General features: G+C 63.7%; 19 protein-coding genes and 1 pseudogene. 7 read left to right on the top strand and 13 right to left on the bottom strand.

What is annotated here, in order from left to right:
- Positions 1-185 precede the first annotated feature (185 nt).
- The 3 genes from ACFOMH_RS15025 to ACFOMH_RS15015 are packed head-to-tail and all read left to right on the top strand — an operon-like array spanning position 186 to position 1,647.
- Positions 186-602: a CopG family transcriptional regulator gene (locus ACFOMH_RS15025; protein ID WP_377745482.1), complete on the top strand. Its 417-nt coding sequence runs from the start codon at positions 186-188 to the stop codon at positions 600-602.
- A 31-nt stretch (positions 603-633) separates the two neighbouring features.
- The gene (locus ACFOMH_RS15020; RefSeq protein WP_377745481.1) at positions 634-978 is read left to right on the top strand and encodes a hypothetical protein; all 345 of its coding nucleotides are present in this window, start codon (positions 634-636) and stop codon (positions 976-978) included.
- Positions 979-1,647, top strand: a complete 669-nt coding sequence (locus ACFOMH_RS15015; protein WP_377745613.1) for an extracellular catalytic domain type 1 short-chain-length polyhydroxyalkanoate depolymerase — start codon at positions 979-981, stop codon at positions 1,645-1,647.
- Positions 1,648-2,003: 356 nt separating this feature from the next.
- Here ACFOMH_RS15015 and ACFOMH_RS15010 read toward each other — a convergent pair whose 3' ends face one another.
- The 13 genes from ACFOMH_RS15010 to ACFOMH_RS14950 form a co-directional block, all read right to left on the bottom strand.
- The gene (locus tag ACFOMH_RS15010) at positions 2,004-2,165 is read right to left on the bottom strand and encodes a hypothetical protein (protein WP_377745479.1); all 162 of its coding nucleotides are present in this window, start codon (positions 2,163-2,165) and stop codon (positions 2,004-2,006) included.
- Entirely contained in the window at positions 2,162-2,467 is a 306-nt protein-coding gene (locus ACFOMH_RS15005) for a transposase domain-containing protein (RefSeq protein ID WP_377745477.1), read from the bottom strand. The genes ACFOMH_RS15010 and ACFOMH_RS15005 overlap by 4 nt, the downstream gene beginning before the upstream one ends.
- Positions 2,468-2,520: 53 nt before the next feature.
- The gene (locus tag ACFOMH_RS15000) at positions 2,521-4,275 is read right to left on the bottom strand and encodes a PHA/PHB synthase family protein (protein ID WP_114350811.1); all 1,755 of its coding nucleotides are present in this window, start codon (positions 4,273-4,275) and stop codon (positions 2,521-2,523) included.
- Positions 4,276-4,358: 83 nt separating this feature from the next.
- Entirely contained in the window at positions 4,359-5,006 is a 648-nt protein-coding gene (locus ACFOMH_RS14995; protein WP_377745474.1) for a LutC/YkgG family protein, read from the bottom strand.
- Complete coding sequence (locus tag ACFOMH_RS14990; RefSeq protein WP_377745472.1) at positions 5,003-6,436, bottom strand: lactate utilization protein B; 1,434 nt, start codon at positions 6,434-6,436, stop codon at positions 5,003-5,005. Before ACFOMH_RS14990 ends, ACFOMH_RS14995 begins: the two co-directional genes overlap by 4 nt.
- 5 nt (positions 6,437-6,441) lie before the next feature.
- Positions 6,442-7,209, bottom strand: a complete 768-nt coding sequence (locus ACFOMH_RS14985; RefSeq protein ID WP_374303347.1) for a (Fe-S)-binding protein — start codon at positions 7,207-7,209, stop codon at positions 6,442-6,444.
- A 7-nt stretch (positions 7,210-7,216) separates the two neighbouring features.
- Positions 7,217-8,986 (bottom strand): L-lactate permease, encoded by a 1,770-nt coding sequence (locus ACFOMH_RS14980; RefSeq protein ID WP_374303349.1) that lies wholly within the window; start codon positions 8,984-8,986, stop codon positions 7,217-7,219.
- 186 nt (positions 8,987-9,172) lie between these two features.
- On the bottom strand, positions 9,173-9,637 hold the full coding sequence (locus ACFOMH_RS14975; RefSeq protein ID WP_374303351.1) for a hypothetical protein: 465 nt from the start codon (positions 9,635-9,637) through the stop codon (positions 9,173-9,175).
- A gap of 65 nt (positions 9,638-9,702) precedes the next feature.
- A complete protein-coding gene (gene lpdA, locus ACFOMH_RS14970) occupies positions 9,703-11,469 on the bottom strand; it encodes a dihydrolipoyl dehydrogenase (RefSeq protein ID WP_377745468.1) in 1,767 nt (588 codons plus the stop codon).
- 14 nt (positions 11,470-11,483) lie between these two features.
- On the bottom strand, positions 11,484-12,752 hold the full coding sequence (gene aceF, locus ACFOMH_RS14965; RefSeq protein WP_374303727.1) for a dihydrolipoyllysine-residue acetyltransferase: 1,269 nt from the start codon (positions 12,750-12,752) through the stop codon (positions 11,484-11,486).
- 24 nt (positions 12,753-12,776) lie between these two features.
- Entirely contained in the window at positions 12,777-15,431 is a 2,655-nt protein-coding gene (gene aceE / locus ACFOMH_RS14960; protein WP_377745465.1) for a pyruvate dehydrogenase (acetyl-transferring), homodimeric type, read from the bottom strand.
- 11 nt (positions 15,432-15,442) lie between these two features.
- Entirely contained in the window at positions 15,443-16,168 is a 726-nt protein-coding gene (gene phbB, locus ACFOMH_RS14955) for an acetoacetyl-CoA reductase (protein ID WP_272860136.1), read from the bottom strand.
- A gap of 92 nt (positions 16,169-16,260) precedes the next feature.
- Positions 16,261-17,433 (bottom strand): acetyl-CoA C-acetyltransferase, encoded by a 1,173-nt coding sequence (locus ACFOMH_RS14950; RefSeq protein WP_377745462.1) that lies wholly within the window; start codon positions 17,431-17,433, stop codon positions 16,261-16,263.
- A gap of 399 nt (positions 17,434-17,832) precedes the next feature.
- Between ACFOMH_RS14950 and ACFOMH_RS14945 the strand changes: the two genes are divergently transcribed.
- The 4 genes and pseudogenes from ACFOMH_RS14945 to ACFOMH_RS14930 all read left to right on the top strand — a co-directional run.
- Complete coding sequence (locus tag ACFOMH_RS14945; protein ID WP_377745460.1) at positions 17,833-18,741, top strand: FadR/GntR family transcriptional regulator; 909 nt, start codon at positions 17,833-17,835, stop codon at positions 18,739-18,741.
- A gap of 214 nt (positions 18,742-18,955) precedes the next feature.
- Positions 18,956-19,810, top strand: a complete 855-nt coding sequence (locus ACFOMH_RS14940) for a DMT family transporter (protein WP_377745458.1) — start codon at positions 18,956-18,958, stop codon at positions 19,808-19,810.
- Positions 19,811-20,122: 312 nt separating this feature from the next.
- A pseudogene (locus tag ACFOMH_RS14935) lies at positions 20,123-20,368 on the top strand (transposase); the annotation flags it as partial.
- 208 nt (positions 20,369-20,576) lie between these two features.
- On the top strand, positions 20,577-20,792 hold a 216-nt coding region (locus tag ACFOMH_RS14930; RefSeq protein WP_377745457.1), incomplete at its 3' end, for a hypothetical protein.

Below are 20,792 nucleotides of genomic sequence, written 5' to 3'. Positions count from 1 at the left end.
GCATCCCCCGCAGCGGTCAGCTGGCTTCTGGACAAGCATCGCGGGTCAGAAACGTTCCACGGAATGATCGCCATTATTGCGACGCCCCGGCGCCAGCCCGATTGATTTAGGTGAAGCGGCGCAGGGGCGGGCTTGCCGAAGATCCATATGCAATCCATATACCATCCATACGGATGGAGAATCCCATGCAGAACGTCACGCGCCTGCCGGAACGACAGGCCGAACCGGAAAAGATCACGATCAATCTCGGCCATGTCGATCTGGGCCGTATCGATCTGCTGGTGCGCGAAGGGTTTTACGCGAACCGGACGGATTTCATCCGCACCGCGATCCGCAACCAGTTGACCAACGAGGGCCGTTCGGTCGCGCAAACCATCGACCGTTATCAGCTCGAACTGGGATTGTTCGACATTACGCGCGCCGATCTCGAGGCCATGGCGACGGCTGGTGAAAAGCTTCGCCTCAAGGTCGTCGGGCTGGCCAGAATTGCGGCGGATGTCACGCCGGAACTGGCCGAAGCGACGATCGGCTCGCTGAACGTCTTGGGGTCGCTTCAGGCGTCGAAGGCCGTGAAGGCCGCGCTCAAGGACCGCACCACCTGAGGCTGACCGCCTCATCACAAGGAAGACACCAATGACCAATGATTTCGCGACGGGCATGCGCCGGGCGCTTGAGAAGTATCGTGCCATCGATCCCGCGGTTGCGACCTCGCTGGTTCAGGAGGTTCTGGGCGCCAACGGGATCGCGCTTCCCGGCGGCCTCGACAGGCAGCCGACCCGGGCGCTGCTTGAAAACCCTTTCTCCAGCCTGATGCGCGACCGTTGCCAGCCCTCCGCCGGCGGCGGCTTGGTGCAGGGGCTGAACCTGCCCGGCCTCTCTGGCCGGCCCGCTGGCGTTACGATCGAAGTGCCCGAGGGCGCCAGCTATGAGCGGCGTCAGCATTCCAGCCCCGCCGGGTCGCGCAAATATACGCTCTAAATTCCGTCGGACCGTCCCGAGGGGCTTCAGGGCGTCGTGTTGATGCTGCATGGCTGCACCCAGTCCCCCGACGATTTCGCGCGTGGCACGCGGATGAACGAGGCGGCCGAGAAGGCCGGCTTCCTCGTCGCCTATCCCGAGCAGTCGCGCGCCCACAACATCCAGTCCTGCTGGAACTGGTTCCGCCCGGAGGATCAGGCGCGGGACCGGGGCGAGCCGGGGATTCTCGCCGGAATTGCCCGAGACCTGCTGGAGGAGTTCGGCCTGGCCGATGGTCGGGCCTTCGTGGCCGGGCTGTCGGCGGGCGGCGCGATGGCGGCAATCATGGTCGATGCCTATCCCGACCTCTTCGCAGCGGCCGGCGTGCATTCCGGCCTTCCCAGCGGTGCGGCCAGCGATGTCGTTTCGGCCTTTGCCGCCATGCGGGGCGAGGGCAATGCCCGCCCACGCCCACGCCCGCGCCAGACCCCGGTGATCGTGTTCCACGGCATGGCGGATGCGACAGTCGCACCGGTCAACGGCGACCGGCTGGTCATCGGCTCCGGCATCGAGACGCGGCACGAGGGCAACGGTCGCACATGGTCGCGACTGGTAGGCAGCGATGGCTCGGAGCTCTGGCGTGTCGAGCGGGCCGGCCATGCCTCGTTCCCGAAACGGGACGACGACTAGGAGTGAACGGCAGGGGCGGCGCAAGCCGCCCCTTTGCCGTTCCATTCAGTCGCTCACGCGGGCAGCCTGCGGCCAAGAAGATCGATGGAGGCCCGAGCCGACGCGCGGTCCAGGATGAACGGTGGCCGTGCCGGGGGATCGACCGGGCAGGCCCGGCTCACCCCCGACCCGACGATGTTTCTGTCTGTTTCATCCGCCACGCATCCCTGCCTCTGCCGGTCAAGGGGCAAGCGCCGCGCCCGCCGCGCGTCGTCGTCGAGGCGGGCCGTGTCCTCGCGCATGACCGGGGCCTGACCCACCTCCACCACTGATCAGTTCCGTCGGCTCAGGCCCCGGCGCAAACCGCATCAAGGGGTTCACTCCATATCCGGCTCACTTCTGGGTGGAAATAAACACGCCGCGCCCACCAACTGAAGCCGGTTGCGATCAGTCACATCCTGCGCAAGATCGGAGCTGTCGCCAGCGCGCAGGCGCTGCATGACGCCTTCGCCATAGTGGGCTTCGATATGGAAGGTCACCACCTTATAGGGCATGAGAAGTGTGTTATTTTGGCGACCCAATCAGCGATAGGCCCAACCCACCCCTGTGACGATTTGCGCAAAGTCATGGCAGGCATCACCGCCGAAACCGTTCGATCTGACCGCTTCCGGTTCCATCGCCAGGGCATCAGTTCATCGACCTTTGTGATCTCGTAGTCTGGTATGCTTGCGAGGGTGTCGGCGAGCCAAGCGTTGAGATCGGCTCCGCTGAGCTTAGCCGTTTCGATCAGGGTGTAGGGCGGAAAGATGGAGAAACCAGCAGCCGTCAAGCATCTCTGCACAGGGTCACGCCGTCGCGCTTACCCCAAACGATCTAGACCGAAGCTGAAGGTGATTATCCCGCCCGCACATAGCTGCCGGGTGCCGGCTCGATCGGTTTCAGCGCTCCGCTACCAGGCACATAGGCGGGAACCTTCTTGCCCTTGCTGTGGCTTTCGATCCACTCCGCCCAGTTCGGCCACCAAGACCCCTGATGCGGCGTGGCCTTGGCCAGCCAGTCCTGCGGATCGGCGGGATAGGCAGCCGCGCTGGTCCAGAACCCGTATTTCGGCCGTTTCGCTGGCGGGTTGATCACCCCCGCGATATGCCCCGAGCCACCCAGAACGAAGGTCGTGTCACCGCCCAGCAACCCGGTCGTCGGATAGATCGAGTTCCAGGGCGCGATGTGATCCTCTTTCGTCGCAAAGACATAGAAAGGGATGTCGATCTTGCTGATGTCGATGGGCACGCCGTCCATGGTCAGATGGCCGGGCTGGCGCAAGCCGTTCTCGATATAGATCTTCTCCAGATACCACAGCAGCATGGCCGCAGGCAGGCGCGTGCTGTCGCCGTTCCAGAACAGCAGATCGAAGGCGGGCGGCTTGCGGCCCATCAGGTAGTTCATCACATGGAAGGACCAGATCAGGTCATTTTCCCGGATCATCGAGAACATGTCCTGCAGGTGATGGTTTTCCAGATAGCCCTTTTCGGCCATGTGTTCGCGCAGAACCTGCAGCCGGTCGCGGTCGATGAAAACGCCGATCTCGCCCACATCGGTGAAATCCACCATCGTGGCCAGCGTCGTCGCCGTCTTGACCCGCTTGTCACCCTTTGCCGCCATATAGGCCAGCGTCGCCGTCACCAGAATCCCGCCGATGCAGAAGCCGAGAATGTCGAACTCATCCTCGCCCGTCGCATCGGTGATCGCGTCCAGCGCGGTCAGCGGCCCAAGGCGCATGTAATCCTCGAAGGTCAGTGCCGCGTGCTGCTTGGTCGGATTGACCCATGAAATCAGGAAAACGCTGTGGCCCTGCTCCAGCATATAGCGGACGAGGCTGTTTTCGGGCTTCATGTCGAAGATATAGTATTTGTTGATCCAGGGCGGCACGAACAGCAGCGGGCGCTTGAACTGGGTCTTGGTCAGCGGTTCGTAATGGATCAACTGGATCAATTCGTTCTGATAGATCACCTGCCCCGGCGTCGTGGCCAGATCGCGCCCGACCTCGAAGGCCGCGCGGTCGGTCATGTTGATGTCCAGCCGCCCACCGCCGCGTTCCAGATCGTCCAGAAGGTTGCGGAAACCGTCCAGCAGGCTGCGGCCATCGGTTTCAAGGAAACGCTCACGCGCGGCGGGGTTCAGCGCCAGGTAATTGCTGGGCGACAGCGCGCTGAGCAATTGCCGCGTATAGAACCGCACGCGCAGACTGTCCTTGTCACCCTCGGGCAGGGTCTCGATCAGCCGGTCGGCGGCGCCTTCGATAGCCAGATGCACGTCGCGCAGGCCACGGCTGACCCGATCAGTAGTCCAGCGGCCATCGCGGAAGCGGCGGTCCTTGCTGTCCTCGCCCTCGCCCGACCATGCGCCTGCCCATGCTTTCGCGCTGTCGGCCCAAAGATCGATCTGGAACTGCGCCAGCGCAAACGGGTTCTGCGCCAGCTTGATCCCCGCGCGCGCATAGGCCTGCGCCACGGTCCCGGAATCCACCACCGAGAATTCATTGCCCGTCGCTTTGGCCAGGGCACTGGCGCTGCTGCGCTGCGCAAGCTCCTGCGCCCGCTGCATCAGGCTGGCAAATTCTGCGGTCTGTTCGGCAATTTTGCTTCGGTCCATTCCGGGTCTCCTTGGGGGTAGCTAGGACGACCGGCTCTGCTGGCAACGGCCGGCGGTGGTGGGGACTGGCAACCGGCAGGTTGTCAGTCTGTGCTTGCAACAAGGATCACATGCAGGAAGCCCGGCCCATGCGCCCCGCGCACATAGCTCCCCTCGATATCGGTCGTGCCGCTGGGTCCGGTGATCAGGATCGCGTTGCGCGGATGGGGCCGCTCCGCCAGCTGCGCAGCATAGTCCTCGAGATGGGACAGGATATCGGATTCTTGCAGCACCACGATATGATGCAGGGGCAGGAAAGACAGCAAGATCGGCGTATCGGCGCCCGAATGCACGATCATGGACCCGCTTTCGGCGATACCCCAAAGCGCCTTTCCGAGCGCTGCCGGCTGGTCCGGGGCAAGAGTGGTGCCGGTGTCAAGGCCCGTCCAGTCGAGTGCGGTCAGCGCCGGCGTCGGTTCCACGGCCAGTGACAGTGACAGGCCGTGTCCCGACAGATAGCGCCGCACGGCGTCGGGGACGGCTTCCATGCCGCCAACCCGGTCGATGGTCGTGCCGATCGCCTCAGCCTTCAGGATGAAGGCATCGACCAGCCCCTCGGCGACCAGCCGGGGGCGGCTGGTGTCGGGATCAGCCAGCAGGGCCTTGGCCTCGGCGGCGATGGCGTCGGGCGCCGGGCGTTCCTGTGGCAGGGCGGCGCGGATCGCGGACAGGATGCGGTCGCGGGCGGTCATGGGCGGTCCCCCTTATCTGCCTGCTGGGCGCGATACTGGTCCATGAAGGTGCGGCCCGACGGACGCGGCAGGTCGCGATGGGCGGTCCAACCCCCCGCCAGTGGCAGGCGGGCGATCCAGCCCCCCTTGCCGAATAGCCGGATGGCGCGCACGCCGATCCGGCTGGCTAGCCGGTAAAGACCGGGCCGCCGGGCCAGAACGGCCCAGATACCGATACCGGCGCGAAGGCTTCCCGGTTCCAGCCTTTCTCGCCAACTGCGGATCCGCCATGCGCGCAGCAGCGTGGGGATGGGAATCTCGACCGGGCAAACTTCGGCGCAGCGGCCGTTCATGGTGCAGGCATTGGGCAGGTCGCGTGAACCGGCAAGCCCGTTCAGCACTGGTGTCAGAACCGAACCCATCGGTCCGGGATAGGTGCCGCCATAGGCGTGCCCGCCGATCTGGCGATAGACCACGCAATGGTTCATGCAGGCCCCGCAGCGGATGCAGCGCAGCATCTCGCGGAACTCGTTGTCCAGCATTCTGGTGCGGCCGTTGTCCACCAGCACGATGTGCATCTCCTCGGGACCATCGGCATCGCCAGGACGTTTGGGTCCGCAGTGGAATGTCGTGTATTGCGTCAGTTCGCCGCCCGTGGCCGACCGCACCAGCAGGCGCAGCAGGGACAGGGCATGGGCGGTGGTGGGCACGATTTTCTCGATCCCCGCCGTCACGATATGAATGCGCGGCGGCGTGGTGGTCAGTTCGGCATTGCCTTCATTCGTCACCGTGCAGGTGGCACCCGTATCGGCCACCAGGAAGTTCGACCCCGAAATGCCTATGTCGGCCCCCAGAAACTTGGCGCGCAATTCGCGCCGCGCGCTTTGCACCATGGTGGCCGGATCGTCGGCCGAGGGCGGCAGGTGATGAGCCATCTTGAACAGTTCGGCCACCTGTTCGCGGGTGCGGTGCATCGCGGGCCAGACGATGTGTGAGGGGGCCTCTCCGGCAAGCTGGATGATGTGTTCGGCCAGGTCGGTCTCGACCCGCTCGATCCCGGCATCAGCCAAAGCATGCGGCAGACCGATTTCTTCGCCCAGCATGGATTTCGACCGCGTCACCAGCTTGGCCTTTGCATCCAGGCAGATGCGGGTGATGATTGCCCGCGCTTCGGCATCGTCGGATGCCCAGTGGACCTTCGCGCCAGATGCGGTGGCGTTGCGCTCGAACTGTTCAAGATAATGGTCCAGATGGGCGATCACGTGATCCTTGATCGCGCGTCCGCGGGCGCGGGCGGCCTGGAATTCGGGAAACGCCGCGACTGCCACCGCGCGCTTGGCCTCGGCCGTGCCGGTGGTGCGGTCGATGGCGATCTTCAGCGTTCTGTCCGCCAGTGCCGTCTTGGCACGGTTCTTGAACGAAACCTGCACAGATGCCTCTGGTGCGCTCATGATTCTCAGCCCTCCTCGCCGATGGCGGGACCGTCGGCCCGGCCTGCCAGAACCTCGATGGTGTGGAAACAGCGCGTCCTTGCGCCCCGGCGGTTCAGCTTGCCTGCCATGTTCATCAGGCATCCCAGATCTCCCGCCAGAAGCAGGTCGGCCTCGGTGCGCTCGATCGCCTCGGCTTTTTCGGTGACGATCGCGTTCGAGATGTCGGAATACTTGACGCAGAACGTGCCGCCAAAGCCGCAGCAGACATCATTGCCTTCCAATCCCCGCATCTCCAGGCCCGCGACCTCCGCCAGAAGCGCACGGGGTTGCGCGGCGATGCCCAGTTCGCGCAGCCCTGCGCAACTGTCGTGGTAGGTGGCCGTCGCTGACAGGCGACGGCCCTTTGGCCGAAAACCCATCACATCAACCAGGAAACTGGTAATCTCGTGGGTTCTCGTGGCGAGGATCCGGGCGCGGGGCGCCCAGACCGGATCTTTGGCCAACAGGTCCGGATAGCCGTGCACGATGGTTCCCGCACAGGATCCCGAGGGCAGCACAATATAGTCGAAGCCCTCGAAAGCAGCGATGGTCTGTCGCGCCAGTGCTGCTGCATCCTTTTCGTCTCCGCTGTTCAAGGCCGGTTGCCCGCAACAGGTCTGTGCCTGCGGCACCTCGACCCGGCATCCGGCCTCCTCCAGAAGCTGAATGGCGGAAAACCCGATGCTGGGGCGGATTGCATCCACGAGACAGGTCACGAAAAGGCCGACGCGGGGATTTGGTTGTACGGACATGACGACCTCAGCGTGTTTGGGTGGCGGAAACAGCCCCGCGATTGCGCGACATCAGGAACAGCACGGCGGCCGGCCAGATCAGCACGGCGATCCACCACAGGTTCGGCCCGCCCGCCAGGATAGCAAGACCAAGAAAGCCGCCCTGGACGATATAATAGAACATCGGGATCAGGGTCATGCGGATGATTTCGCCCTCGCGGTCCACAAGTCCCACCGTGGCCGAGGCTGCCACCACGTTGTGCACGCAGATCATATTGCCTGCCGCACCGCCGATGGCCTGCAGCGCAACAACCAATCCGGCCCCGGCCGCGCCCAGACCGATCTGTTCAGCGGTCGAGAACTGGAACAACGAGAACATCATGTTCGAAATCGTGTTCGATCCGGCGACGAAGGCGCCCATCGACCCGATCAGTGGCGCGAACATCGGCCAGGCACTGCCGACCACGGCCGAGACGCTTTCGGCGAGCACGATCGGCATCGACGCCATCGTGTCCGAGGCAGAGTTGATGAACACCTGCACCATCGGCACCGCCAACAGCAGTGCCGGGGCCGCCGCGATCATTGTCGATCCCGACGTACGCAATGCCTTGCCGTAATCGGCCGGACGCATTCGATGGAACAGGAAGGTGAACAGCGAAGCGAGGATCAGCACCGTTCCAGGCAGATACAGCCATTGCACGCGGGCATTGATGCCCGACCCGAACAGATCATCGAAGGCCATGGTCCGTTCCGGGGCGGTCAGCCAGGCCTTGAAATCGGGAATCGTGCGCGTCGCGACCAGCAGAAGAACCACGAATATGTAGGGCGCCCAGGCCTTGAGCAACGACATCACCTCAAGCCCGGCACGGTGATCCTCCAGATCGTCCAGCTTGCCGACCCATTTTCCGTCCCACTGTTCGCGGGGCGGGAAGTCGAAGGACTCCTTCGGGATCAGGAAGCCGGCCCGTGCGGCGGGAACGACGATCAGCAGTCCGATGATGCCGCCCACCAGGGACGGAAATTCCGGGCCAAGCAGGCTGGCAATGATCCAGTACGGAACGGTGAAAGCAAGCCCGGCGAACAGCGCGAATTTCCAGATTCGGAACCCTTCGGTGAAGGACCGCCGGGAACCGAAGAACCGCGTCATCATGCCGATCATGATCAACGGGATCAGAAAGCCGATCAGGCCATGCAGTGTGGCAACCCTGACAGCAATCTCGACCAGATAGTCAGCGAAGGCCATCGGTGCGATGGTCTGTTCGACAATCGCCTGACCCGAAAGCCCGGTATTGACACCGACAAGAATCGGCGTGCCGACTGCCCCGAATGACACAGGCGTGGACTGGATGATCAGCGTTACCAGCACCGCCGCCATGGCCGGAAAGCCGATGGCAACCAGCAGTGGCGCGGCGATGGCCGCGGGCGTTCCGAACCCGGACGCCCCCTCGATCAGCGATCCGAACAACCAGGCGATGATGATCGCCTGTACCCGCCGGTCAGGCGAAATGCTGGTGAACCCTGCCCGGATCGACCGGATGCCGCCGCTTTCCTCCAGCGTATAGAGCATCAGGATCGCACCGAAGATAATGTAGAGCAGGCTGACTGCGGTCACGGCACCGTTCACGGTGGCGCCAAGAATCTTGTTGAGGTCCGTGCCCCAGACCAAAAGCGCGGTCGCGGCCGTGACCAGATAAGCAACGCCCATCGAAAGCTTGGCCGAGCGTGCGAGCACCACCAAGAGCAGAAACACTGTGGCGATTGGCAGCAGGGCCATGACGAATGTGAAAACTTGGGACATCTTTCCTCCTCAGAAGCGTCGGGCCGATCCGGCCCTGTGGGGGTCTGTGACAACGCAGCCGATATTCTCGGGCGTGCCGGATTCGTGGCGCACCATGGTCGGGGTCGAATGGTCGATCACCAGCAGGAGCGCGCCGATGCTCTTGTGCGCGTCGCGGTACAGGATGGGGTCACCCGACCTCGTCGCTCAAGCGCCGCGCAAGTCCTTGATGGCCGCATCCACCTCAACTGCAAACCGTTTCTGAGTTTCGGTCATCGCCACCAGCGATTCCTCCGAAAGCCGCTGCATCAGCGCGAGAGCCTTGTCGGCCGCGTCCGAAAGAACCTTGATATTGTTCCCAGACGCCTCGGAGCGGACGGATGTGTCGAGCCGCTTCATGCTGTCTGTTGCGGCAGCCGTCATCTCGTCGAAAATCTGGAACTGACGCTCGATCTGCAACCGGTAGAGGGATCTTGCGTGCTCGTTGGCACTGGCCAGGGCATCCAGCCGTTTCTGCCACATCTTCAGCATTGAGGCGGGATCGAGGCCGTCAACATTCTGACGGCGGAACCAGTCCGCCATGCCCTGAGAGTTCATGAACGGAAACAGGGATGTCGGATCAAACGCCTTGAGCGCTTCATTGAACTCCATGGTGGGCTTCTTGTCGGTCATTGCAGGCTCCTGTTGCTGTGCTGACGGAAGGCATCGGGCGATCAGCTGTGGCCGCCCGATCACGGTCAGTGACGCTTCTTCGGCGGAATCAGGTCGGTGATCGTGCCCTCGAACATTTCGGCAGCGAAGTTCACCGTCTCACTCAGGGTAGGATGCGGGTGGATGGTGTGGCCAAGGTCGACCGCATCGGCCCCCATCTCGATAGCCAGGGCCACCTCGGCGATCAGATCGCCGGCGTTCGGGCCGACGATGGCCGCGCCGATGACGCGTTGATCGGTTTCGTCGAAGATCAGCTTGGTGATGCCCTCGGACCGGCCAATTGAAAGCGACCGTCCAGAGGCAGCCCAGGGGAAAACGCCCTTGCCGACCTTCAGGCCACTGGCCTTGGCCTGGGCTTCCGTCACGCCGACCCAGGCAACTTCGGGGTCGGTGTAGGCGACCGAGGGAATCACGCGGGCGTCGAAGTGGCGGTTGTGCCCGGCCGCGACCTCGGCTGCGACCTTGCCTTCATGGACTGCCTTGTGCGCCAGCATCGGCTGGCCCACCACGTCGCCGATGGCGAAGATATGGGGAACATTGGTACGCTGCTGGCTGTCCACGGCGATGAATCCGCGGTCGTCCACGGCCACGCCCGCGGCGCCGGCGTTCAGCATCTTGCCGTTGGGCCGACGCCCGACCGACACAAGGATCTTGTCGAAGCGATCGGTGGTGGTGCCGCCCTTGTCGTCCTCGAAGGTGACGGTCAGCCCGTCCTCGTCGGCCGAGACCGCCGTGACCTTGGTCTTGAGCAGGATCTTCTCGTATCGGGCCTCGATCCGCTTATGCAGGGGCTTGACGATGTCCTTGTCGGCGCCGGGGATGATCTGGTCCATCAGTTCCACGACCGTTACGCTGGACCCCAGCGCGTCATAGACGCAGGCCATTTCCAGCCCGATGATGCCGCCGCCCAGAACCAGAAGGCGTGTGGGCACGCCGTCCAGTTCCAGCGCGCCGGTGGAATCGATCACGCGGGGATCGTCATGGGGAATGAACGGCAGCTTCACGGGTTCGGACCCGGCGGCGATGATGCACTGGTCGAAGCTGACCGTGGATTTCGCCCCGTCGATGTCGACCGCGATCATGTTGGGTCCGGCAAAGGTGCCAAAGCCGGTCACGACCTGAACCTTGCGGCCCTTTGCCAGACCACTGAGACCGCCCGTCAACTGCGTGACGACCGAGTTCTTCCAGCCGCGCAGCGCATCGAGATCCACCTCGGGCGGCGAGAAGCGCAGGCCATGATGGCCCATCTCCTCGGCTTCCGAGATGACCTTGGCTGCGTGCAGCAGAGCCTTGGACGGAATGCAGCCGACGTTCAGGCAGACCCCACCCAGCGTTGGATAGCGTTCGATCAGCACGACCTTCTTGCCCAGGTCGGCCGCGCGGAACGCCGCCGTATAGCCGCCCGGACCTGAACCGAGCACGACCACCTCGGCATGGATGTCGCCGCGCGCCGAAGCGGACAGCGCTGCCGGGACGGGCTGAGCTGCGGCCGGGCTGCTGTCACGACCGCCGCTGCTGTCCTTGCGCGGCTCCTCCTTGCCCTTGGCGGGTTCGGCGGCGGCGCCGGCGGCGTCCAGCGTCAGGATCACCGATCCTTCGGAGACCCGATCGCCTTCCTTGACCGAGATCGCGGTGATCCGGCCTGCGGTGGGGCTGGGCACCTCCATCGTCGCCTTGTCGGATTCCAGTTCGATAAGCGGCTGCTCCTCGGCAACCTCGTCGCCCACGGCGACCAAGAGGGTGATGATCGGCACATCCTTGAAATCGCCGATGTCGGGAACCTTGACGTCCATGTTTCGGCCCTCCTTCACAGCATGATCCGGCGCACGTCGCCGAGCAGGTGCTTCAGCGTCGCGGCAAAGCGAGCCGCCAACGCCCCGTCGATGGCGCGGTGGTCATAGCTGATGGACATCGGCAGCATGTTGCGCGGCACGAATTGCTGGCCGTCCCAGACCGGCGCCATCCGGGAGCGCGTCAGGCCCAGGATCGCCACCTCGGGGGCGTTCACGATAGGGGTGAAGGCGACACCGCCGATGCCCCCCAGCGACGAGATGGTGAAGGTCGCGCCCTGCATGTCCTGGGACTTCAACTCCCCCGCGCGGGCCTTGGCGCTGAGGCCGCCCAGTTCCTTCGAGATGTCGACAATCCCCTTGCGGTCGGCGTCCTTGATGACCGGCACCACGAGCCCGTTCGGCGTGTCCGCGGCAAAGCCGATGTTGTAATAGGACTTGCGGATCAGCTTGTCGCCGTCGGGGTGGATCGACGAGTTGAACTCCCAGTGCTTGCGCAGTGCGGACACGCTGGCCTTGATCACAAGCGCTAGCAGGGTGACGCGATAGCCGTCCTTCTTGGCCTCGTCGTCCAGTTCCTTGCGGAACTGGTCGATCTCAGTGATGTCGGCTTCCTCTTGATGGGTGACATGGGGGACGTTCAGCCAGGACCGGTGCAGCGCCGGGCCGGACAGCTTCTTGATGCGGGGCATTTCCACGTTTTCGACCGGACCGAACTTCGAGAAGTCCACCACCGGAATCGGCGGGATGCCCATGCCGCCGCTCAGCGCCGCGCCGCCCGATGCGGCAGCGACCGGGACTGCGCTGGCCTTCAGCGCCGCCGTCACGTCGTCGCGCAGAATGCGCCCCTTGCGGCCCGAGCCGTTGATCTTGGCCAGATCAATCCCCAACTGCCGCGCAAAGGCGCGGATCGACGGCGAAGCATGGGCCTTGTTGAACCCCGTATCTGTGACGGCGGGAACTGCGGGGGCTGCCGCCGCCGGAACCGATGCGGCAGGCGCGGCGGCGGGCGCCGATGTAGGCGCCGATGCGGCGGCAGCGGCGGCGCTGCCCTCGGCCTCGACCGTCAGGATCACCGATCCCTCGGAGACCCGGTCGCCTTCCTTCACCACGATAGAGGCGATGCGGCCTGCGACGGGGCTTGGCACCTCCATTGTGGCCTTGTCGGATTCAAGCTCGATCAACGGGTCCTCGGCGGCGATGGTGTCGCCCACCTTCACCAGAACGGTGATGACCGGGACATCCTTGAAATCGCCGATGTCGGGAACGTTCACTTCAACAGGCATGATGTGTCTCCTCCTTCTTCCCGCTCAGACCAGCCGAGGGTTCGGCTTGGCGCCGTCGATGTCATACTTGGCAAGGGCAGCCTTCAGCGTCGCCTCGTCGACCGCACCGTCACGGAACAGATCCACCATGGCTGCGGCGGCGATGTGGTTGGCATCGACCTCGAAGAACCTCCGCAGGTTCACCCGGCTGTCGGAGCGACCGAACCCGTCGGTCCCCAGCACCGTGTAGCGGCCCGGCACGAAGGCCCGGATCTGCTCGGCATAGTTCTTCATGTAGTCGGTGGCGGCGATCACCGGTCCCTTGGCCTTGGACAGCGCCTGCGTGACATAGGGCACGCGCGGCGCCTCAAGCGGGTTGAGCCGGTTCCACCGCGCCGCGTCCTGGCCGTCGCGGGCCAGTTCGTTCAGGCTTGTCGCCGACCAGATGTCGGCGGTAATGCCGTAATCGGCCTCAAGCATCTCGGCGGCCTTGATCGCCTGGATCAGGATCGTGCCCGATCCCAGCAGATTGACGTGCTTCCTGCCCGGCTTCTTGACCTCTTTCAGGCGATAGAGGCCGCGGATGATGCCCGCCTCGCAGCCTGCCGGCATGTCGGGATGGGCATAGTTCTCGTTCATCAGGGTGATGTAAAAATACACGTCCTCCTGATCCTGATACATCCGCGTCATGCCGTGCTGCACGATCACCGCCACTTCGTGCTGAAAGGTCGGGTCGTAGCTGATGCAATTCGGGACGGTGCCCGCGATGATATGGCTGTGGCCGTCCTCGTGCTGCAAACCCTCGCCGTTCAGCGTTGTGCGCCCGGCGGTGCCGCCCAACATGAAGCCACGCGCCCGGCTGTCGCCCGCAGCCCAAGCCAGATCGCCCACCCGCTGAAAACCGAACATCGAATAGTAGATGAAGAACGGGATCATCGGCACGCCGTGGTTGGAATAGGACGTGGCCGCCGCGATCCAGTCGGCCATGGCACCGGCCTCGTTGATGCCTTCCTGCAAGACCTGCCCATCCGCTGCTTCGCGGTAATAGGACATCTGCTCGCGATCTTCGGGCGTATAGTGCTGGCCGGCGGGATTGTAGATCCCTATGGATCGGAACAGCCCCTCCATGCCGAAGGTGCGGCTTTCGTCCGGCACGATCGGCACGATATGCTTGCCCAGCTCCTTGTCGCGCAGAAGTGTGGTCAGGATGCGCACAAAGGCCATCGTGGTCGAAATCTCGCGCTCGCCCGTGTTCTGAAGCTGCGCCTTGAACGCCTCGAGCGGCGGGATTGCCAGCTTGGGCGAGTTGCTGACACGCTGCGGGAACGCGCCACCCAGGGCCTTGCGCCGGTCCGCCAGATAGGCCTTCTGGGCGTTGTTCAACGCGACGAAGGGGGCCTTCGGCAAATCCTCGTCGGACACGGGGATCTTGAAGCGGTCTCGGAACGCGCGCAGTTGGTCCTCTGCCAGCTTTTTCTGCTGGTGGGTGGTGTTCTGCCCTTCGCCCGCAGATCCCATGCCATAGCCTTTGACCGTCTTGATCAGCAGGCAGGTCGGCTGGTCCCTAGTGTCGGTCGCCTTGCGGAACGCGGTATAGACCTTTTCAGGATCGTGGCCGCCCCGGCTCAGCGACCAGATCTGCTCGTCGGTCCAATCCTCGACCAGAGCCGCAGTCTCAGGATACTTGCCGAAGAAATGCTTGCGGATATAGGCGCCGTCCTTCGATTTAAAGGTCTGATAGTCGCCATCCACCGTTTCATCCATTAACTGACGCAGGCGACCGGTAGTGTCATTCTCCAGAAGTTCGTCCCAGCCCTTCCCCCAGAGCAGCTTGATGACATTCCAGCCCGCGCCTCGGAAATTGCCTTCCAGCTCCTGCACGATCTTGCCGTTGCCGCGCACCGGGCCGTCCAGGCGTTGCAGGTTGCAGTTGATGACGAAGATCAGGTTGTCGAGACCCTCGCGCGCGGCCAGGTCGATGGCACCGCGGCTTTCCGGCTCGTCCATCTCTCCGTCGCCCAGGAAACACCAGACCTTGCGGTCGGCCATATCGATCAGCCCGCGATTGTGCATGTATTTCATGAACCGCGCCTGATAGATCGCCATCAGCGGGCCAAGTCCCATGCTGACGGTCGGGAACTGCCAATAGTCCGGCATCAGCCAGGGATGGGGATAGGACGACAGCCCCTCGCCCCCGACCTCGGACCGGAAGTTCAGCATCTGCTCTTCGGTGATGCGGCCTTCCATGAAGGACCGGGCATAGATGCCGGGCACCACATGGCCCTGGAAGAATACCAGATCGCCGCCGTGAATCGCCGACCGCGCGCGCCAGAAGTGGTTCAGCCCGACATCATACATCACCGCCGAGGAGGCGAAGGATGCGATATGCCCGCCGTATTCGCTGGATTCCTTGTTGCGGCGCACGACCGTCGCCATGGCGTTCCAGCGGTTGATGGTGCGGATGCGCCATTCCATGTCCAGATCGCCCGGAAACTCATACTGATCGTCCACGGGGATCGTGTTCTGGTAAGGGGTCGTTGCAGAGAACGGCAGCGTTGCCCCGGCGGCGCGGGCCTGTGCGACGGCTCTATCGAGAAGGAAATGAGCCCTGTTGGGGCCATCGCGTTCAATCACGTCGGCAATGGCGTCCTGCCATTCGCGGGATTCGATCGGGTCGATATCGGGACCGAGGTCTCTCATGGGTGTTTCCCTCAAACGAAGAACTGGCCGCCATTGGCGGAGATGGTGGAACCGGTGATGAAGCCCGCGTCGTCGGACGCCAGGAACACCACGGTGCGCGCGATCTCCTCGGGCTCGCCCAGACGGCCGACCGGGATCTGCGGGATGATGCGTTCGTTCAGGACCTTTTCGTCGATGGCCTTGACCATCTCGGTCGCGATATAGCCGGGGCAGATCGCGTTCACGGTGATGCCCGCCCGGGCGCCTTCCTGGGCCAGGGCCTTGGTAAAGCCCAGGTCGCCCGCCTTGGCGGCGGAATAGTTCGCCTGGCCGGCCTGGCCCTTTTGTCCGTTGATCGAGCTGATGTTGATGATGCGGCCGAACTTGCGGTCGCGCATCCCCGACCAGACCGGGTGGGTCATGTTGAAGAGGCCGGTCAGGTTGGTGTCGACGACCTCTTTCCACTGCTGCGGGGTCATCTTGTGGAACATCGCGTCGCGGGTGATGCCGGCGTTGTTGACCAGCACGGCGATCGGGCCCAGCTCGGCCTCGATCTGCTTGATGCCTTCCGCACAGGCGTCATAGTCGGCGACCGACCATTTGTAGGTCTTGATGCCGGTTTCCTCGGTGAATGCCTTTGCGGCGTCGTCGTTGCCGGCATAGGTGGCGGCGACGGTGTATCCCGCCTCCATCAGTGCCCTGGAAATTGCCGCGCCGATGCCGCGCGACCCCCCGGTAACAAGTGCAACCTTGGACATGAATCCCTCCCTTTTCAAGAATTTGCCGTCCCTGAAATATTGCTACAAGGATGGCCAAACTCGCGCAATGATATTGCGCACGTTTTCCTGCCTTACCGTTCCAGGCACATGGCGACGCCCATGCCGCCCCCGATGCACAGCGTGGCAAGGCCCTTTTTCGCGTCGCGCCGCTTCATCTCGAACAGCAGGGTGTTCAGGACGCGCGCGCCCGATGCGCCGATCGGGTGGCCGATGGCGATGGCGCCGCCGTTCACGTTCACAATCTCGGGGTCCCAGCCCATGTCCTTGTTGACGGCACAAGCCTGGGCGGCAAAGGCTTCGTTCGCCTCGACGAGATCCAGGTCGCCCACGGACCAGCCCGCCTTTTCCAGTGCCTTGCGGCTGGCCGGGATCGGGCCGGTGCCCATGATCGCCGGGTCAAGCCCTGCCGTTGACCAGGATGCGATGCGCGCCAGGGGGGTCAGGCCGCGGCGGCTGGCCTCGTCCTCGGTCATGACCATCACCGCCGCCGCGCCGTCGTTCAGGCCGGACGCATTGCCCGCCGTGACCGTGCCGTCCTTGGAAAACGCCGGGCGCAGCTTCTGCATGGCGTCGATGGTGGCGCCGTGACGGATGTATTCGTCCTTGTCCACGACCGTGTCGCCCTTGCGGGTCTTGACCGTGAAGGCCACGATCTCGTCATCAAAGCGGCCCGCCTTTTGCGCGGCCTCGGCCTTGTTCTGCGAAGCAAGCGCGAATTCGTCCTGCTGGTCGCGACTGATCTGCCATTTCTGGGCAACGTTTTCGGCCGTGGTTCCCATGTGATAGTTGTTGAAGGCATCCCACAGGCCGTCGCGGATCATGGTGTCGATGAACTGCATGTCACCCATCTTCTGGCCCGCACGCAGATAGGCCGCATGGGTGGACATCGACATGCTTTCCTGGCCGCCCGCCAGCACCACCGTGGCATCGCCCGTCGTTACCTGCTGGGCGGCCAAGGCAACGGCCCGCAGTCCAGACCCGCAGACTTGGTTCAGAAGCCAGGCCGAGGATTCGGCCGGCAGGCCCGCGTTGATATGCGCCTGTCGCGCCGGGTTCTGGCCCTGGCCCGCGGTCAGGACCTGGCCCAGGATCGTTTCGGAAACTTCGGCCGGGTCGATCCCGGCCCGGGACACGACTTCCTGCAGGACCGCTGCGCCCAGGTCATGCGCGGGGATATTGGCGAACGATCCCAGAAAGCTGCCGACGGGAGTGCGTGCGGCGGCAACGATTACGGCTCTGGTCATAGCATCGATCCTTTTCCTAAGGTCGTTTGAAAGGCGCTCAGTTTGCTGTGGAAGTGCCATCGGCAGAACAAAGCAACGCGGCTCGACATAGCCGATTTGATGGCCCCTCGCCCAAAAAGTCAGCGGCGCGGCACCGTGGCCAGGCATGGCGGAGAAAACCTGAGCGACTGACCGGCCAAGCAGGCCTGCGGTCCGGCCCGACCGTCTCGTGCTGCAGCATGGACGCCCCCTCCCAGAGTTGGTTAGGAGCGCTCAGCGTCCCACCTACGTCATAACAGGTATATAAACTTTACCACTTATCGTAGTCAACAAGTTTATTTACCTTTAGATTGGGCGTCGTGAAAAGTGATTGTAGGTTGACGCAGCGCGCTCGGCAGTGTGAGGCTCACCGGATACCCCATGGATATCAAGAAAATACTGATTTTCAGACAGAAAAATACACGACTGGAGAAGATTCTGACCTTGAAATCAGACTCCGATGAGGTAAATAATATTGATGTCTGTCTATCGACAGCCCTAAGGAGCTCGCCGCCCATGATTGCTGCGGAAATTTTTGAGCCGATTGATCACGCATCAGTCGTCGATACGGTTGTCGGCAAGGTTGAAACGATGATCGTCGATGGGGTTCTGAAGGACGGTGCTCGTTTGCCGTCGGAGCGCGAAATGGCCGACGCCTTCGGGGTGTCGCGGCCAAAGCTGCGTGAAGCGCTGCAGACGCTCGAGGCTCGCGGCCTCGTGCATGTCCGCCACGGTGACGGAACTTACATTGCCGAACTGACCGGCAGGGCCATGTCGCCGGCCATGTTAGCGCTTTATTCGCGCCATGGCGAAGCCTTTTACGACTATCTCGAATACCGGCGCGAGCAGGAAGCCTTCGCGACCCGCCTTGCCGCGCAGCGCGCGACAGCTGCGGACAAGGAGCGTCTGTCCGCGATCAGGGAAGAACTCGAAGCGGCCTGGCTTGGTCAGGACGCAGAGGCGGAAAGCGAAGCTGATTTCCGGCTTCACCGTGCTGTGGTCGATGCCAGCCACAACACAACGCTGATCCACATGATGGCGTCGGTCTATGATCTGACACGTCGCGGAATCTTCTACAATCATGACCTTCTCCGCAGTATCGATGACAGCGGACGCAAGCTTCTCGATCAACACATAGAGATCATTGAGTCGGTTCTGTCCGCCGATCCTGTACGTGCCGAGGTGGCTGCGCGCGACCACATGGACTATGTCGAGGAATCGATACGTCGTGGTCGGGAGCTGCAGCGACGAGAGCATCGCGCTCGAATGCGATTCAAGACTGGGGTCTGAGTGAGCTGGCTTCATCATTTCCTTTCTTCCGGGTATCTGATGGAGCAATGTTCTGAACCTGCCTGCAAACTCAGCTCGCTTCCCGTTGGCCTGCCGCCCCCCGCCCTGCGTCTGCGGGACTTGGCAGGCTTGCTTCAGCCGGGGATGCGGGGGGGTCCGATCTGGCCTTGCGCGCTGCCGGATAGCGTGCCGATGCGGACTGAAGGAAATGCTGATGCAGAGCCCTGCGCCCCTGACGGTTCTTGGCCTTGTCGCCCTTGCCACCACGGCGATCGTCTGCGGCGACACGGCCGGCAAGCTGCTGACGGGGGCGGGGGTGCAGCCGCTGTTCGTGGCCTGGTCGCGCTTCGCGCTGGCGGCCCTGCTGCTGTTCTGGGTGCTGGGCCTGGGGCCGGCCGGCCTGGGGCGCCTGCTGGACTGGCGGCTGATCCTGCGGGCGGCCCTGATCGTCGGCGCCATCGCCTCGATCCTGACCGCGCTTCGGACCGAGCCCATCGCGAATGTCTTCGGCGCCTTCTTCATCGGCCCGATCGTGGCCTATGTGCTGTCAGCCCTGCTGCTGGGCGAGAGCGTGTCCTGGGCGCGCACGGTGATGCTGGCGCTGGGATTTGCCGGCGTGCTGCTGGTCGTCCGGCCCGGCGGCGAGATGGGGACCGGCATGATTTTCGCGGTGCTGGCCGGCACGCTATACGGCTCGTATCTTGCCGCGACGCGCTGGCTGACCGCCTTCTATCCGCCGCCCTTCCTGCTCGGCTCGCAACTGCTGATCGGCGCGGTGCTGCTGCTGCCTGCGGGCCTTGCCAGCATTCCGGCAAGCAACGACCTGCGGGTCTGGGTGCTTGTGATCGTCAGTTCGCTTGCCTCTGCCTTCGGCAACTATCTGCTGGTGGTCGTGAACCGGACTACGCCGGCGACGGTCTCGGCGCCCCTCATCTATTTCCAGTTGATCGCCGCGACCGTGATCGGGTTCTTCGTCTTCGGCGACTGGCCGGAACCGCTGACCCTGCTGGGCCTTGCCCTGATCTTCGCCTCGGGTGTCGGCGGCCTGGCGCTAGTGCCGAGGCGCTAGGCGCGGCGGCCCCGCTGGTGGCGTACACTGACAAGCGCCACGAAGCTGCTCTGCAGTAGCTCATCCCCTGCACGCGATCCACCCGTGCAGGGGCGCGGGAGGGCTGCAGGCGCCTTGTTCCCCGGACACGCCCGAGAAACCTAAACGCCGTCTGCAGAGCGTACTGCGCCCAAGCGACCGTATGCAAACCGCAAGAGGGCCAAAGGCTCAGCCCGCGGCGCTCGAGATCTCGGAGGAATTCGGTCCAGAAGGGCTCGGTGTTAATTTCCACTCAGAACTGAGTCGGCTCAGTTCTGGGTGGAAATCAACAGGCCGCTGCATCTGCTGATCGACAGCACCGGGATCAAGGTCGAAGGCGAGGGCGAGTGGAACGCCCGCAAGCACGGCGGCGCCAAACGCCGCGTCTGGCGCAAGATCCACCTCGGGATCGATGAGCAAACGCTGGAAGTCCGCGCTATCGAAGTCACCAAAAGCGACATCGGCGACGCCCCCATGCTGCCGGAGCTTCTCGGCCAGATCGCCCCACGCCACGAGGTGGCGAGCGTCACCGCCGATGGAGGCCGCGTGCGGCCGGAACGGGAGCCCGGCTCGAAGGGATGGCAATCATCAGGCTCAGCTGATGGGCGCGTTTCTCATCCGCTGGCATCAGCTTTGCCCTGTTGCCGGCGATCGCCACAGCACTTCGCCGGCAACCGTGCGCAGGACTCTACGGTTATGTCGCAAACTTTGTAACCGTCCGGTCTAACCGCTCTGCCGCGGTGTGAGAGTGCGGGATCCCGAACCCGACGCGGAGGATGAGATCGAAGGGACGACCTGCGCCTGGTCGCCTCCCCTTCCTACGCTAGGTCGCCAACCAGACACCCGCACCAAGCCCCGGCGCCCGAGTTTCGACGAGGCCCGCCTGCCCGAGGATCTGATCGCAAAGCTGCGCTTCGTCGATTATCGCAAGCGCCGGATCTGGCTGCAGGACGGATCCTCGGTC

Source organism: Paracoccus mangrovi (genome assembly GCF_042648425.1).
GTDB lineage: Bacteria > Pseudomonadota > Alphaproteobacteria > Rhodobacterales > Rhodobacteraceae > Paracoccus > Paracoccus mangrovi.
This window is presented reverse-complemented; position numbering and strand designations above follow the sequence as displayed.